General features: G+C 36.7%; 9 protein-coding genes. 4 read left to right on the plus strand and 5 right to left on the minus strand.

What is annotated here, in order from left to right; translation table 11 throughout:
* Positions 1-353: 353 nt before the first annotated feature.
* The 4 genes from NQ163_RS05250 (at position 354) to NQ163_RS05265 (ending at position 5211) form a co-directional block, all read left to right on the plus strand.
* On the plus strand, positions 354-1724 hold the full coding sequence (locus tag NQ163_RS05250; RefSeq protein ID WP_268189229.1) for a sigma-54-dependent transcriptional regulator: 1371 nt from the start codon (positions 354-356) through the stop codon (positions 1722-1724).
* Positions 1711-3069 carry a sensor histidine kinase gene (locus tag NQ163_RS05255; RefSeq protein WP_268189230.1) on the plus strand — a complete coding sequence of 453 codons (1359 nt, stop codon included), beginning with the start codon at positions 1711-1713 and terminating at the stop codon, positions 3067-3069. The genes NQ163_RS05250 and NQ163_RS05255 overlap by 14 nt, the downstream gene beginning before the upstream one ends.
* 296 nt (positions 3070-3365) lie before the next feature.
* Positions 3366-3647, plus strand: coding sequence for a DNA-binding domain-containing protein (locus NQ163_RS05260; protein WP_326493316.1), 282 nt, complete (start codon positions 3366-3368; stop codon positions 3645-3647).
* A gap of 124 nt (positions 3648-3771) precedes the next feature.
* The gene (locus NQ163_RS05265) at positions 3772-5211 is read left to right on the plus strand and encodes a hypothetical protein (RefSeq protein ID WP_268189232.1); all 1440 of its coding nucleotides are present in this window, start codon (positions 3772-3774) and stop codon (positions 5209-5211) included.
* A gap of 88 nt (positions 5212-5299) precedes the next feature.
* On the opposite strand, the gene NQ163_RS05270 is transcribed toward NQ163_RS05265, so the two are convergent.
* The 5 genes from NQ163_RS05270 to NQ163_RS05290 form a co-directional block, all read right to left on the minus strand.
* The gene (locus NQ163_RS05270; protein WP_268189233.1) at positions 5300-8683 is read right to left on the minus strand and encodes an alpha-amylase family glycosyl hydrolase; all 3384 of its coding nucleotides are present in this window, start codon (positions 8681-8683) and stop codon (positions 5300-5302) included.
* Positions 8684-8821: 138 nt separating this feature from the next.
* Positions 8822-10558, minus strand: coding sequence for a SusF/SusE family outer membrane protein (locus NQ163_RS05275; RefSeq protein ID WP_268189234.1), 1737 nt, complete (start codon positions 10556-10558; stop codon positions 8822-8824).
* Between the two features lie 2 nt (positions 10559-10560).
* Entirely contained in the window at positions 10561-11652 is a 1092-nt protein-coding gene (locus tag NQ163_RS05280) for a SusF/SusE family outer membrane protein (protein WP_268189235.1), read from the minus strand.
* An 18-nt stretch (positions 11653-11670) separates the two neighbouring features.
* On the minus strand, positions 11671-13200 hold the full coding sequence (locus NQ163_RS05285) for a RagB/SusD family nutrient uptake outer membrane protein (protein WP_268189236.1): 1530 nt from the start codon (positions 13198-13200) through the stop codon (positions 11671-11673).
* Between the two features lie 52 nt (positions 13201-13252).
* Positions 13253-16222 carry a SusC/RagA family TonB-linked outer membrane protein gene (locus tag NQ163_RS05290; RefSeq protein WP_268189237.1) on the minus strand — a complete coding sequence of 990 codons (2970 nt, stop codon included), beginning with the start codon at positions 16220-16222 and terminating at the stop codon, positions 13253-13255.
* Positions 16223-16561: the final 339 nt, after the last annotated feature.

The following is a 16561-nucleotide window of genomic DNA, read 5'->3' on the forward strand; positions in this document are numbered from 1 at the left end:
TGCATAAAAGAATAGAAGTTCTTCCTGCTACAATAGCACTACTATAGTTGTGCCATTGGTTCTAATTACTATGTGTAGAGGTGTTTGTGTGAATAAAGCATATTGGACAGGATCTTCCAGCTGTAAAAAATCTTTATTCTTACTGTATAGTTTCTTTACATTCTGTTGAGTTGTTGATTGCATTTCTCTACTTTTGGTAATGTTATGCTTGCTTGTGGTAACGAATCAGTCTTTTGATACTTGGTTCTTGGAATTTGGCATTTAGAGCTTGAGACTTGGAGCTTACAGCTTGAATCTTTTCAACCAGCAAATTTGCATAACCCAAATAATAACTAAGCCATATTACTGAAAGCATGACCAACTCCGGTAAAATCTTAATTGTAGACGATCATAAACGTGTAAGAATTTCTCTTCAAATGCTATTGCAAGATGAGTTCGATACGGTTAAGGTACTTTCTAATCCTAAAAGTTTACTTGGCGAGTTGCAGGACAATTCATATGACATTGTTCTTTTGGATATGAACTTTTCCGCTGGAGTGAATACGGGAAACGAAGGCTTGTTTTGGATGAATGAAATCCTAAAGTTTGATCCTGATTTGGGAGTGGTGCTGCTAACAGCATACGGAGATGTAGAATTGGCTGTAACAGCCATTAAAAAGGGAGCCACGGATTTTGTGTTGAAGCCATGGGACAACAACAAGTTGATCTCAACTTTGAAATCGGTTTTAAGATTGAGACAATCGAAAAAGAAGATACAAAAGCTGGAAACCGATAAGCAAGACTTAACCAGAGAGTTGAACCAGAACAAGTCTGAAATGATTGGTAGGTCAAGCGTAATGAAGAATCTGCGAAAGCTCCTGCAAAAAGTAGCCGTTACCGAGGCAAATGTCTTGGTATTGGGTGAACATGGAACAGGTAAAGAGTTGATTGCACGAGAAATACATCAGCAATCCAAAAGAAGTAATAAGCCTATGGTTTCGGTGGATATGGGAGCCATGAACGAAAGTCTTTTCGAAAGCGAATTGTTTGGTCATGTGAAGGGAGCCTTTACCGATGCCAGGGAAGACAGGCAGGGAAGATTTGAATTGGCTTCGGGTGGAACCATTTTTCTGGATGAGATTGGAAATCTATCATTGGCCATGCAGGCTAAATTGTTGTCGGTCCTACAAAATCGAGAGGTAATTCGCGTTGGCGATCATCAAACAAGGAGTATTGATATTCGTTTGGTGTGCGCTACCAATAAAAACCTTCAGGAAATGGTTGCCAAAGGAACTTTTCGTGAAGACCTGCTTTATCGCATCAATACCATTCAGGTTGATGTGCCAGCTTTGCGCGATCGTACTAGTGATATTGCTCTGCTGGCAGAGTATTTCCTAATGAAGTATGCAACGAAATACGATAAAAGGCCATTGGCCTATACCGATGAAGCTTTGCTTAAGCTGCAAAATTACCCGTGGCCGGGAAATGTCCGCGAGTTGCAGCATACTGTTGAAAAGGCGGTAATCCTTTCAGAGGGAAATAGGATTACCAAAGAAGATTTTCTATTAAAGCAAAATGGAACTCAAACAAGCAAAGTACCACCCAAAAGCTTTGTGGAGATGGAAAAGCAAATGATTCTTGCTGCTATGGAACGACACAAAGGAAATCTAACACATATGGCTTTAGAGCTTGGCGTTACCCGCCCAACTCTTTATCACAAAATTAAGAAGTATGATTTACAATAGCCTCTTTATTCAGGTTCTGATTCGACTCAGTAGTATTCTGTTGTTGAGCTTTCTTATGGGATGGATATTTTGGGCTACGGCTTATCCTTACATGGCCTTATTGGTTTTAATGCTTATTTTTTGGTTAAGTTACCGTTTGGTTCATTATCTGAATACAAGCAATCGCTTGTTGTCGCAATTCTTCCTTTCGGTAAAGAATGAGGATTCAGCATTAAGCTTTCCTAAAAATATATCGGGCAAGTCCTTTGATGAATTACGCATGGGAATGCAAGAGGTAAATTACATCATAAAAGATTTACGTCTAAAGGCACAGAAAAAGGAGATGATAAGCGATGCCATTATTGAACATGCATCTGTAGGTTTGTTATCTTTTAACGAGAATGGCTTGGTGGAGTGCATAAACCAAAGAGGACGTGAGCTTTTAGATGTGCACAATCTATACAGCATAAAGCCATTGAAAAAATACGATGCAGACTTGTTTGACCTGTTTGAGAAAATGAAGGCAGGAGATACCCGAGTCTATCATTTGCAGGTGAAAAATGGAAGTAAATACCTGTTAATTTACTGTACTACAATTAAGCAAGAAAGCAGGGAGTTAAAGCTGTTATCCTTTACGGATATTAAAAATGAGATGGATGCCCAGGAGTTGGAATCCTGGCAGAAGTTGATTAATGTGCTTAGCCATGAGATTATGAATTCTGTATCTCCTCTTACCTGTTTATCTGAAAAACTGGAAAGCAATTACCAGCAAATTGAAACCGGTACGATTCTTACCGAATCGGTTCTTAGCAAAACACGCAACGGACTTCAAGTGATAAAGGAGCAAGGGCAGGGACTCATGTATTTTGTTGAGGCTTATCGTGAGCTATCGAGAATTCCAAAGCCTAATCCGCAAGCCATTAGCGTATCTCAACTGTTTATGCATTTGCAAGATTTATTACATATGTATTCCAATGACCAAATACAATATCATTTCAGTATCAGTCCAAAGGATCTTCAATTCTATGCTGATGATGCTCTGGTGAAACAGGTTTTAATTAACTTGGTTAAGAATGCGCGGCAGGCCATTCACGCTAGTGGGGAAATACATCTGAAAGCAGAGAAAAAACAAGAAGGCCATGTAGAAATCAGTATTACGGATAATGGTTGTGGTATCTCTGCCGAGGATATGAAAAATATATTCATTCCATTTTTTACTACTAAAGAGGAAGGATCAGGAATCGGCTTAAGCCTTACGCGCCAAATTATGCGCTTGCACAATGGACACATTAGCATAGAATCAAAAGAAGGAGAGGGAACCAAAGTGAAATTGATTTTCTCATCAGCCAAAAGCTATATCAGTTAAAAGTTTCGTCAGTCAAGGGGTGACTAATAAGCGTTTTGTAAGTTAGTCACCCCTTGACTTACAGTGTGAATGATATTTAACCAGTAAAAGCGTATCTAACAAGCAGCGTATAAATCAGCCAGCCCTTAACTTCCAGAAAATGTGATTATTTTAGTAGTGCACCTCAAAATGTCCTAAATATGAGTACAAAAGAAATTAGTTTGTTGCATTATCCCAACAATATCAGTAATTAGAAAAATGATTATTACGCTCAAGTAAGGTATGTAGGTACCATCTCCAATTAGGATATTACCGATTTGATGATTGCCGAAGGATCGGAATATCATAAAGAGAGTATTATAGACATTCTGAACCGCTGTGATAGAATCAAAATGGAGAAGTTGGCTGAGGGGTATAAAATCAATACTGAATTATTCCAATCTCACTTAAGTGTTAAAGGCCATTTTAATGCCAGTTCTGGATCTGTTGATCCAGATGAACATCAGGTTAAACTCAAGTTTTTGGCCACCAAAAGAATGCGAGAGCTACGAAAATTTAAAAATTTAATGGGATACCCTGGTAAAATTAATATCCCTTAAAGATTTTTAACCAATTTTAAACCTTATTTCGTCAAACTATTGGTCTGAAGCTAAAACATATACACTATTTAAACCGTATTTAAATAGATAGCAATTCCTTTTATTCAGCTTTAAACCAAATACCATGTTATACAAAAAGATGAAATGTATTATTGGTAGGTGTTATTTGATACTTGCCATATTGGTTGGCACAGCCATATTTACAAGTGCGCAGGAACAATTTATACAAGATTCCATCCCATATGATAATGTACGTGCTGATGAATCAGATGAAATTCAGAGGCAAGAAAAACAGAAAAAGAATGGCATTCCCATTGGCTTGTTTGCTTACAATAAATGGGTGGATTTAAACGAAAATGAAATCGTTGAGAAGAATGAGTTTTTTGGATTGGGGAAACAATCTTATGCCAAAGGAGAGTCCATTAGTGCTTCTTTGTACGATCCGGAAATAAAAGAGGGAACAAACCTGAAGCTTAGAATTTGGGATACGAGTGGAAACTTGATTCGAACGGTTCGTAAAAACTATACCACAAAACCTTTGTTTACCTATTCAAATTTCGATGCTTTTCTGCCTGTGGGAGAATATATCATGACAATTAATCCAGCAGAATCGGGAAAAACCTATCAAATTAACTTTTTGATAAAGGAGCCAAATGGCAATGCATTTGCGAAAATCAGGAAGAAACTGCTTCCCGAAAGTTTTCATCTGTTTAAGGAATGGATTGATGAGGATGGAGATATGAAGCTGGATAGTGCAGAGGTGATTGGTTTGGATCAGAAACAGTTTGAGCTTGGGAAAGTTGATTTTCAAGTTGGATTGAATCTTCCCATGAATGATAAACGAGTGGTTTATCAGATATGGAATTCTACCTATGATATGATTGCAATGAATATTTCCCGACTGGATAGTTTGCAACATTATACCATGAAAGAAGATACGATTCATCCTGGCAATCAGTTCTTGCGAGTTTTAAAGAATGCACCCGAAGGAGAATATATGATTACTGCATCCTTGGATATGAAAGATCCTATACAATATAGAATATTAGTACAAATTGGCGATTCTACGGCCAATATTGTTAAGACTGATGAGGCTATGGCAGCCCAAACTGATGAAACACCAGAATTGGAAGAGGTAAGCGAAGAGATTCCAGAAACTCCTGCTATGGCAATGAATATTAGTGAGAATGTTGAGAATTTAGCTCCGGAGTTTACCAAAGGCCAGGAAGGGTTCTTCTTTTTTACTGGTTTTATTGATTTGAATGAAAACAACAAGCAGGAGAGAGAAGAATTTATGGGAGCCGATCAGGAGTATTATTATTCAGAATCGGAGAATGTGTTTGTTCAGTTTCATTTAAAGCAGTTTGTCAATAGTGAATTGAATTTGAAACTATTTAATACAGAAGATCAGCTGGTTCGTCAACAAATTGGGAATTATACCGAGTCTCCTTTTGTATTTAAAGTATCAATGCCTGATGAGCCTTTAATTCCTGGCGAATACAAATTAATTATGCAACCAGGTGGTTCGGAAATCAAATACCGATTGGAGCTTACAATTAAATAAGCTTACATTTATAAAATATAAAAACTCCCACTTGGCATTGTAGCTAAGCGGGAGTTTTACTTGATCTATAAACTATAAAGAAAACTAATTACTTTTTTATCACTTTTTTTGTTAGTCTCGAACCATCTTCCATTTCGAAAATGAATAAATACATGCCACTGGCTAAGTTGCTAAGATTTATTTCTTCCGATCGATTTGGAGTACCAATTGTTCTTACCATACGACCACTTAAACTATAAATCTTAATCTGATCAACCCCTTTTAAATTGGATAGGTATAGAATATCTTTAACAGGATTAGGATACAGCTTAAGCTCTTTTTCCAATATATCATCTATGCCTGTAGTAAAAGCGATTACATCAGTATAATTACTATATGCCTTATTTCCCGTAAGTAGATCGCCAGTTTGGGCAACCGGTGTAACTGAAAATCGGATGTATTTTCCACCATCGGCATTAAGAAGCGTGTAACTTAAGCTTGTAGCACCCGAAATTTCACTTTCATTTGTGCCTTGCGTATCGTCTGATCTGTACCATTGGAATATTGATGTGCCTTCTGCATCATTTTCAGGGTCACTATAGTCATATTTTGCCTCAAGCGTTTCACCTTCGGTTAATATTCCTGTTATTGTTACATTACTTGCAACAGGAGCATTTACCAATGAAACAATTTGATCAGTATAAGTAGAATAAACTGTTTTACCCTGAAGTAATTCACCGGTTAGTGCAACAGGAGTTACTGAGAATCTAATGTATTTGTCTCGGTCGTCGCCAGTAAGCTGATAAGTTTTATTGGTAGCACCACTAATACTTATTTCATTCTTACCATTGGTATCCTCAGCTCTATACCATCTGTAAACAGATGCACCCTCTGTATCTCCATTTACATCAGAGTAGGTGTATGATGCAGTAAGCGTTTCATTCTCCTTCGCAGTACCGGCAATGGTTACATTACTAGCAACAGGTGCTGAAATAACATTAGGTTGAGTCAATTGCTTTGTGGTGTAGATATGATATTCACCAGGCTTAAGGGTAATGTTGACATTGGCATCCGTTACATTAAGTTCCTGACCAGAGAAATAATCATACCATGTTCCTGTTTTACTAAAATTAGCAGAAATACTACCTTCCTTGATATCAAAATTACCGATGATACGAACATTCATATCAGCATGATTAATTTCGATACGCTTTAAGGCTTGTGAAGTAATTAAATTAAAATTGTCTGATTCAAATGCAGGCTCTTCCTTTTTAATCTTTGCCAAGGCAGAAAATACCTGATATACTTTTTTACGATAAGGATCATCCTGATATTCCCATTTTACGGGTTTTCTTCCAGTTCTATCATTGTAATTGATAGAGATATCATAACCTAGTTCGCCAAATTGCCAGATCATTTTTGGTCCGGGAATGGTTAAGAAGAAGGCTGCTGCAGTTTCTATTCTGGAAAGAGCAGTATTCAGACTTCTCACATTGTAGCCATCTAAAGATTTACCTTCATTAAGGTTACGATACATCATGCGTTCTTCATCGTGACTTTCCATATAACTTACAAGCTTAGGCCCATCCCAACTTCTGTTTTTCCATGAGGTCCAATTAAAATCGGAACCATTGCCTATGGTTGCTGCACTATAATCATGATTGGCATTACCCCAAAGCATAATGCCATGAGCTGCCAGCTCTTTCTCTTCCTCATTATCCGAAAGATGCTCGAAAATAACCACTGCATCTGATTTTACGGCCCAAATTTCAGTAGACATTCTTTTAAGATTGGCAATACGAGCTGCATCATATCTTCCTCCCCAAGGATCAGAAGAAGCACTATGAACTGTGTTGGAAAATCCTTTGGTGAAATCAAAACGGAAACCATCAATGTGATACTCTTCCATCCAATACTTGTTGATGCGATCCACAAGGTCCTTAGTTGCCTGGGCTTCATGATTCAAATCATATCCCCAATGAGCAGCCGTGTTTTCGAAATTATGCTCCTGGTTGTACCATGGATTATTAGCTGTTGGTTTGCTACCATCAAAATACATGCGCAGGAATGGCGATTGTCCGTAAGTGTGATTCAACACCATATCCATAAATACGGCAATTCCTCTTTTGTGACATTCATTGACAAAGGCTTTGTAATCGTTTTTAGTACCATATGCTTTATCGGGAGCAAAATAAAATGATGGATTGTAACCCCATGAATCATTTCCTTCAAACTCGTTAAATGGCATTAGTTCAATTGCATTTACACCTAATCTTTCCAAATAATCTAAAGTATCAGTAACTGTCTTGATATTACCAGCTGCAGTAAAATCTCTTACATGAAGTTCATAAACAACCAAGTCTTCCTTTTTAGGCATGGTAAATCCATTATCAGTCCAGCTAAATGCTGTTTGTGCTGTTTGGAATACACTGGCAATTTCGCTTGTTTTTCCTTCCGGATAATCAATTAGATTAGGGTAGGTTTCGTCAGTAATGTATTTGTCATCCCAAGGATCTGATATTTTATCGGCATATGGATCTGCAATTTTAATGTCTCCATCAATAAGATATTGGAAAATGTACTCTTTACCAGCTTGAAGGTTATTAATGGTCACCCAGAAGTTATCACCATCCTTTTTCATTTGGTACATGTTATCAAGTTTCCAATCTGAAAAATCTCCAATGGCATATACATATTCCTTTTGGGGAGCATACAGAACAAGTGTTACTGAGCTATCATCAATATAATTGATACCAGCAACAACATTGGCAGGCATGCTTTCATTTACAACATCATCGCGAACGAAGAAATTAACTGTAGCTCTAACTTCTTCCGAACCATCAGTAGCAACAGCTACCAATTCATGATTACCGGCAACATCGGTATTAATGATTTTACTAATTTCAGTTCCTGTGGTAGTTTCATTTTCAACACCATCCAAAAACAGGCTTAGGTTTGTACTGGCACTGGACTGTACCGTAACCTGTAAATCTTCATTTTTTTGAATGACTTTGTTGTTGGCAGGAGCAGAGAAGCTAACGTTTAAGCCACCTTCGCTCACATCTACAAATATATCAGTTCCGCCATCACCTTTTCCTTCTTTTTGAGTATCCTCAGAACGGAATACGAAAGCCATTTTTAATATTTTTTCTCCATCAGCAACAGCATAGTATTCACGAATGCTTGGAGTAATCTTCAATTCCCACTTGTTGTTTTCAAGTGAGGTCAATTTGTACTTGGCACTATTATCTCCCCAGGTAGGAGCATATTTCCAGTCGGTATCAGAAGTACTTTTGTCGGTAATTACACCTGTGTGAGCATAAACATCTCCAGTGTAATCCTTTAATCCTCCAGTTCCCAAAGTAGCGTCAAAAGTAATGGTCACTTCATCACTTTCGGTAGGAAAGGCGGGAGAGGTTGTTATGATTTGTGCCTGACTAATGAATGACATTAGCAGGAATATAAAGGTAAGATATGTATAAAGTTTCTTCATAATCAGAACTTTGTATTGATTGAATTCCGTTTGGTTTCAGTATAAAAAAATGCAATCAGCAACCAGAATAGTTACCAATTGCATTTAATTATTTGAAGCAGGGTAGCCTCATGACTACCCTACATGCTTATCGTTTTATTAAGGTGTTGTGATCGAACCAGCTCCAGTTAAGAAGTTAAGAGAGATATTGTCACCTGCAGTAACATTTACTCTATCCTGGTCACCACCAGTTCCTCTGAATTCAATTTTGTCATTAAGAACGATGAATTCAGCTTGCCACCAATCACAGTTCAATGTTGGTGCATCAACATACATTCTTAATTCTCCATCATTAGGAACTCCATCAAATTTAATTACTTTATTGGTATTGTCAACAGTGAAAAGATCAGCAGGATCTCCACCATCCCATCCACCAAACACATTACCCATACCGTAAACCTTAGGCTCGGCAATTTCGATCGTGTTATTTGCTAAGTCAACAACAACCATGTAATATCCAGCTGTTGCAGGAACAGGAATGTCTGTACCACCTTTGGCGTAAACTCCATTGGTTGCATCACCATCTCTACCAAAATCGTTTGACCATGCAGCTTGAGGAGCACATTTGAAGCTTCCTGAACCTTTCATCCAAACAATTTTCCAGAACAATTCAGGATGACTGTTAACAGGAACAAATTGAAGTTCGTTTTTCCAATCCCAGTTTTCATCATCAGGACCAACTCCATTACCAGTCATGTAAAGTTCAGTAGGAAATACAGGCTTAGCAACAATTGTAAAAGTACCTGCGTTTAGATCTACAGTAATGTCATATTCAGCATCACCACCATCGAAAGTAATGTTACCATTAGCAGTTTTAGGACCTAAGATACCAGTGTTACCATTTTCTTGGATGTTACCCCAATCAAGGTCACCCCAGCTTTGTTGGCCAATAAATTTGAATTGAGCACCATCTTTCAATGCTTTCTCAATAGTATAAACACCTTCGCTTACTTTAGTAAATGCAACAGCATTTTCAGCATCCCAGGTAGGATCGGTAGAATTGTAATCACCTACCATATAAAGGTTATCGTAATCAAAACCATAAGTAGCCGAACCTACTACATGCGAAGTAATGTTTAGTGAGCTCGATACAAAGTCAGCTTCAACTTTATACCATCCAGTTTCACCAGTGAATTTGAAGTTTCCAGCATCGTCACCAGCAGCTTCGATATTATCAGATTTTGTTGCGAATTTACCAAAGTTGTAATCATATCCATCACTACCTTGCTTTTCAGCAAATTTGAATAAACCATCTTTAGTAAGCTTCAAGTATTTGGTGTAAATGTCATTAGCACCATAAGCCTTTAAAGCTTTTGTTACATCTGATTCAGAAGTAGCCGTTCCATAGATGTAGAATTCTGATGGAATTGGTACATCAAGGTATGGAGTTACTTTCATAGAAACTGCATTCGAGTACAAGCTATTTAGATCTTCATTTGCAAAAGCTCTAATTCTGGCTTCTAACTCTACTTTCTTTGCAGGAGGATATCTTCCTGATATCAATTCATTAAGACCTCCTACTGTGATTGTAGTTGTTGTTGCTGCAATTCTATCAAATTCCAATGGGTTGGCAAATTCATTACCTACAGTATCAATCTGAACGTAATATCTCACTCCAATAGGATCTGCGAAAGTAGTTTCAGACCAGGTAAGTTCAACAATGGTTTCACCTTCGTTCTTTTTCATTAGAACCAGGTCGATTTCTTCCGCTAGTTCATTAAGTACAGGTGCTGTACCTTGAACTGGTTCTGTTACATCTGGCGTGTCAAAATCATCGTCGCAGGCAACGAATAGAACCGCCAAAAGTGATATAAATAAATATTTTAAATTTTTCATGTTTATTCAATTTTACCAGTTTGATTAATAAAGTCAAGCTCTATGGTCTGTTCGCCTGCGTTAACATTAACTCTTTCCTGATCATCACCAGCTTCTCTGTAAACAATCTTACCATCAAAGAATAAGAATTCAGCATGCCACCAGTCTCCAATATATGGGTGGGTAACGTGTAATCTAAGTTCTCCAGCTTGTAAGGATTTTGTTAAGAACATTTTCTTGTTCTCAGCATCTAACTTAAACTTGTTATCATCTACAACAGAACTAGTAGGCCACACATTACCAATGGTAGGACCTGTAATGTATATGTTAGCAGGTTCTATTAGTAACTTGTTTGTTGCTAAATTAACACCAACGGTATAATAGCCAGCAGTTCCCGGAACAGGAATATCTTCACCTCTGTTGTCAGTAGTACCTAATGTGTACTCTCCAGTAGCAGGATCAGCATCTCCAATTTTACCGATTACTCCTTTGTAGTTTTCATCAGAACAAAGTTTGAAAGTACCATTAGCTTCCATCCAAACAATTGTCCAAGAATCATCTGGTTCACTATGAACTTTATTGAATTTAAGCTTGTTGTTTTGTGCAACACGTCCAACACCATCACCAAATAGATAGAATGTTTCAGGAGCAAAAAGAATATCCAGATATGGAGTAGTTGCAAAGCTAACTGGTTCAGAATAAAGAGTGTCAACTCCTGATAAAGAGTAAGTCATAACTCTTGCAGAAACATTTGCTTCTACATCTACTGGCAATAAAAGAGATTCTGTAAGAAGCTCATTTAATGCTCCTACTGTGAAAGTAAAAGAATCGTCTGCAGCATCAATATCTAAAGTAACAGGATTTGCAAAATCGTTTGATGTAGCAAATTGAAGCTGATGAGTTGTAACAATATCTACACCATATGATGCAGGAGTATATGTTATTTTAATTGATTCAGCTTTAATATCCTTAGAAATGTTCAAAGTAGAACCAAAACCTGTGATGTTATTAGCAGGCTCATAATTTGAATCATTTAACTTGATAATATCATCATCCTCGCAAGAAAAAAAGCTTACTGCGAGAAGTAATATTAGTATGTATTTTATATTCTTCATAACGTATTTTTAAATCTATTAATAACCTGAGATATTCGACAGATTTGGATTTGCATTGATATCTGACGATGGAATTGGAAATACATTATATTTTGCATCAGTTGATGTACCACCAGCAACGGCGCCTTTCCATGGCCAATTATAAGCTCCTCCTGTTAATTTTTCATATCTAATCAAGTCGGTTCTTCTATGGCACTCCCAATATAGTTCGCGTCCTCTTTCGTCAAGGATAAAATCTAGGTTCAAATCGCCTTCGGTGATGTTACCAGATGTATCGCCATATGCTCTTTCTCTAAGTTCGTTGATATAATCTACTGCAGCAGTTTTAGTACCACCTGTACCTCCACGAAGTACAGCTTCAGCATATACCAGGTAGAAATCAGCCAGTCGGTACAATGGGAAATCAGTATCAGGGAATGATAAATTTGACCCTACGGCTCCTGTTGAAGTAATATTTCTAAACTTACGCAATGCATATCCATCTCTAAAGTTAAAAATGTCTCCGATTTCAAGGTTTTGTCCTTCAGTAAAGAACAAACCACGAGCATCGGTGCCAGTAGCATCTGGAAAAAGATTTACAAAAGCTGAAGTAGTTCGGTTACCACCCCAACCACCATCGATACCTGACTCGCTTGCAGGCATGTCGCCTCCAACGGTAGAGTGAATGATGAAAGTCATACCACCCCAAGTTTGAGTGTTGTTACCATCTGATGTGATAGGGAAAATAATTTCATTAGTTCTTAAATGATTATCAGCTAAGAATAAATTCTCATAATCAGCTTCTAATGAATAGCTATCTATAATTTTATTACTATAGGTAATTGCTTCAGTATACTTAGGAGTATTAATGTAAACTTCTGCATTCAAATACATTTTTGCTAGAATTGCCCACGCTAAACCTTTATCCGCTCTACCATACTCATTGGTTCCTGGATCCATTAGGTCATTTTCAATAGTAGTAAGTTCTGTTTCTACATAATCAAAAAGTTGTTGTTGCGTTGCCATTTCCGGGAAGAAAAATGATCCGACACGATCTTTTTCGGTTACAAAAGGACCACGACCAAACATATCTAACATATGGTAGTAGCTTAAAGCTCTTAATACTCTTGCTTCATTTCTAAATGCATCGAATTCTGATTTTCCTTCAGTTAGTTGAATCAGATTGTTACAATACGCAATTTCAAGATTGATACGATAATACATTGCAGTAACAAATTCATTGTTACTATTCCAGTCTTGATCATGTAAATCTCTCAAATTACCATCGTTCCAGGCACAAATAGCTTCGTCTGTTGGTAGCTCCTGATGATTCCATAATAATCTTAAATAAGATGAAAAACCACCATTAATACTACTAATATCCTGATCTGCATCAACACCTGATTGACCACCTAGAATTAATCCTGCATAACATTTAGCTAAAAGTTGTTTGTACGATTCAGCATCGGTCAACACTTTGTCAGCAGTTGCCAGGTCCTCACTACGAGGAGTTGTGTTCAAATCATCCTCACACGACACACATGCAAATAATAATGCAAATGCTATCATGATATAATTTGTTTTAAAATATTTTTTATTCATAACTAATAACATTTATCAATTAAAATTTCAGATTCAATCCAAACAAGAATGTTCTTGGTCTTGGATATACGTCGTTGTCAATCCCACCGTTAACCTCAGGATCTAATCCGCTGTAGTCTGTAATAACAAATGCATTCTGAACAGAAGCGTATGCTCTGGCATTAACATCGAAACCTAGAAGAGGTTTTAATAGCTTAGTGAAGTTATAACCAAGAGTAATATTATCTATTCTAAAGAATGATGCATCTTCTAAGAAATAGTCAGAGTATTGTTGTGCAGTTTCGAATTGTGACTTGTTAATTTCTGTAGGTAAGTTGGTTAAGTATTCATTTACTGTCATTTCCTGGTATCTACCACCTACTATTACATTATTGTAAATTTGTCCGCCAATTCCAATTCTACCATTAAAACCAAAATCAAAATCTTTGTATTTTAAATATGAAGAGAATCCCATATTGTAATCCTGAGCAGGATCTTTAGCATAGTATTTATCGTCATCATTTATCAGACCATCTTCATTTCTATCAACGTAAAGGCCTTCAATTGGTTTTCCGTTTGCATCATAAACTTGTTCGTAAACGTAGAATGTATATAGCGGATGCCCAACTGAGTGGATTTGGATATTATTACCTACACCTACACCACTAATTCCACCAGTTTCTACACCTGCATAAGTAGGATCGTCATAATTTGTTAAACTAGTGATTTCGTTTTTGTTGTAAGCCAGGTTAAATCCAACCTCCCAAAATAAATCCTCCTTATTCATTAGGATACCGTTGATTGTGAATTCGAAACCATTGTTTTCCAAATCACCAACATTTGTTGTTAACAGGTCGATAAAGTTTGTTCCGGCTGGTACTGGAATTGTATTTAACAGGTCTTTGGTTTTACGTTTGTAAACGTCGATTGTACCATTAATTCTGTTATTTAAGAATCCAAAGTCGATACCAGCGTTATATGTAGTAGTTTCCTCCCACTTAATTGCTTCATCGTATCCGTTAGGTCTAATCAAATTGTAAAACTTATCACCAAACTGGTATCTTGTTTGAGAATCACTGATTTGGTAAACTCCTAAATAAGGGAAATCTCCACCAATATCTTGCTGTCCGGTAACTCCGTAACCTAAACGAACTTTGATACTACTTATGGCCTCAATGTTTTTAATAAATTCTTCTTCACTTAGTCTCCATGCAAAAGCAGCAGAAGGGAAGGTACCCCAACGATTATCTTCATGGAATCTTGAAGAACCATCTCTACGAACAGTAGCAGTAAGAATATACTTGTCCATAAAGTTGTAGTTGACTCTACCAAAATATGAAATTAAGTTGTTTTGTGGTTCTCTAACAGGGTCTAATCTGGTACTACCATCTTTAAGATCTTCTATACCTGTTGATTTAGCCCAAAATTCTTGCCACTCGTAACCAGCCATCACATCTATTTTACTGTTAATAGATGGCAAGTCTTTATTATAAGTTAAATAAAGGTCTAAAAGCTTATTCTTTTTTTCCTGTGTGTAATTTCTTTCAATAACATCTAGATTTCCTCTTACCCAAGATGCTTCATGATCAGTAATTGTATATCCTTCACTATCTGAATAGTCATATCCTAATTTTACACTAGCTTGTAAATCAGGGAAGAAGTGTAATTTGTAATCAGCTTGGAAATCAGCAATAAATCTTGATACATCTGATTCGTCGCGTCTTTGTTGTAACTGAGCAACCGGGTTACGTGTTGCGTTAACATTTCTTGAACCATCGCTCATCAACCAGGTTGTATAACCTCCGTAAATTCCAGTGTTGTTGAAAACAGGTTTGGTAGGATCAAAACGTAATGCACTTCCAATAGCACCTCGATCTGCAAAACGATTATCGATAGACATGTATTTCAATCCTGCATTAAGTTTTAAGTGATCATCAAAAAACTTTGGATTAAGGTTTAATGTTCCTGTTGTTCTTTGCATTTCTGAAGTCTGCAAAATACCTTTTTGATCAGTATAACCTATTGAGGCACGGTAAGGAATGTTTTTTAAAGATCCTGTAATACCTACATTGTGTTCGTGACCAGAAGCATTGCGATAAATTTCGTCTTGCCAGTCTGTTGAAGCATTACCAAGTAAATCTGGATTTACAGAAGAACTTGTCTTTGCTCTTTCATTTACTAAAGCTCTAAATTCATCAGCACTTAAAACATCAATGGTTTCTTTAATCTTGCCAAAAGAAAATTTTGCATCGTAAGTTACTTGAATATCTTGTCCGGCTTTTCCTTTTTTAGTAGTAATAAGGATTACACCATTGGATGCTCTGGAACCGTAAATTGCTGTAGCAGAGGCGTCTTTTAAAACTGTAAATGTTTCAATATCATTCGGGTTTAATGAACTTAAAACATTACTCATACCATCAATAGCTCTGTTGTCTAACGGAATACCATCAATAACAATTAATGGATCGTTACTAGCAGACATGGAAGATCCTCCACGAATACGAATTGTAGAAGCCGAACCAGGTGCACCTCCATCACTTACAATTTGCACACCAGCAACTTTACCTACAATTAGGTCTTGTGGAGAACTTGTTGATCCTTGGTTAAAATCATCAGAATTTACTGAAAAAACAGCTCCTGTTGCATCATCTTTTCTAACCTGACCATAACCAATCACAACAACTTCGGAAAGGTTTTCGGTTTCAACACCAAGAACTACATTAATTTGAGATTGCTCTCCAACCAAAATTTCTTGAGTTTTATATCCTACAAATGAATATACAAGTGTAGAATTAGCATCGACATTAAGCATATATTTTCCGTCAATGTCAGTTGTAGTACCTATAGTGGTACCTTTAACTACAACGGAAACACCAGGTATACCCATGCCATCGTTTGCATCGGTAACAGTACCACTAACTGCTTTTTCCTGTGCTTGCAAAACGGTAAATGAAAAAACCGTAACAAACATGAGAAGCAGTTTTCTTAGCATACTAATGTTAAGTTCCATAAATAGAAATTTAAGATAAATTAGAATTTAGTTAATAGCTTAGATATATTTTAAAATACGATAAAGAAATATGAACTCAAGTTTCCGACTTTTTAGCTTCCTTCTTCAGCGTTTAAAATTATCTAAGTCTTAAGTTAGCCTTAATTTTTTCTATTACCAAAGATACGTAATGACAAAATCAAGTTTTTAAACCATTGATATTTAAGTGCAAATAAATCATCGCAATCGTTGCCGCAAACGTTTGATATCTATTTATGTCGATATTTAAATTTACAGGCAATATTATAATGGGTAATCCGATAGTTTTGTTTAAATTTTTCTATATTTACGAAGGCTATA

Source organism: Marinifilum sp. D737, from assembly GCF_026672275.1.
In the GTDB taxonomy this organism is placed as follows: Bacteria; Bacteroidota; Bacteroidia; order Bacteroidales; family Marinifilaceae; genus Marinifilum.

Excerpts from the sequence above, each read along its gene's own strand:
- NQ163_RS05280 (WP_268189235.1), bottom strand. The coding sequence starts at position 11,652 with ATGAAGAATATAAAATACATACTAATATTACTTCTCGCAGTAAGCTTT.
- NQ163_RS05290 (WP_268189237.1), bottom strand. The coding sequence starts at position 16,222 with ATGGAACTTAACATTAGTATGCTAAGAAAACTGCTTCTCATGTTTGTT.
- NQ163_RS05285 (WP_268189236.1), bottom strand. The coding sequence starts at position 13,200 with ATGATAGCATTTGCATTATTATTTGCATGTGTGTCGTGTGAGGATGAT.
- NQ163_RS05270 (WP_268189233.1), bottom strand. The coding sequence starts at position 8,683 with ATGAAGAAACTTTATACATATCTTACCTTTATATTCCTGCTAATGTCA.
- NQ163_RS05250 (WP_268189229.1), top strand. The coding sequence starts at position 354 with ATGACCAACTCCGGTAAAATCTTAATTGTAGACGATCATAAACGTGTA.
- NQ163_RS05275 (WP_268189234.1), bottom strand. The coding sequence starts at position 10,558 with ATGAAAAATTTAAAATATTTATTTATATCACTTTTGGCGGTTCTATTC.
- NQ163_RS05255 (WP_268189230.1), top strand. The coding sequence starts at position 1,711 with ATGATTTACAATAGCCTCTTTATTCAGGTTCTGATTCGACTCAGTAGT.
- NQ163_RS05265 (WP_268189232.1), top strand. The coding sequence starts at position 3,772 with ATGTTATACAAAAAGATGAAATGTATTATTGGTAGGTGTTATTTGATA.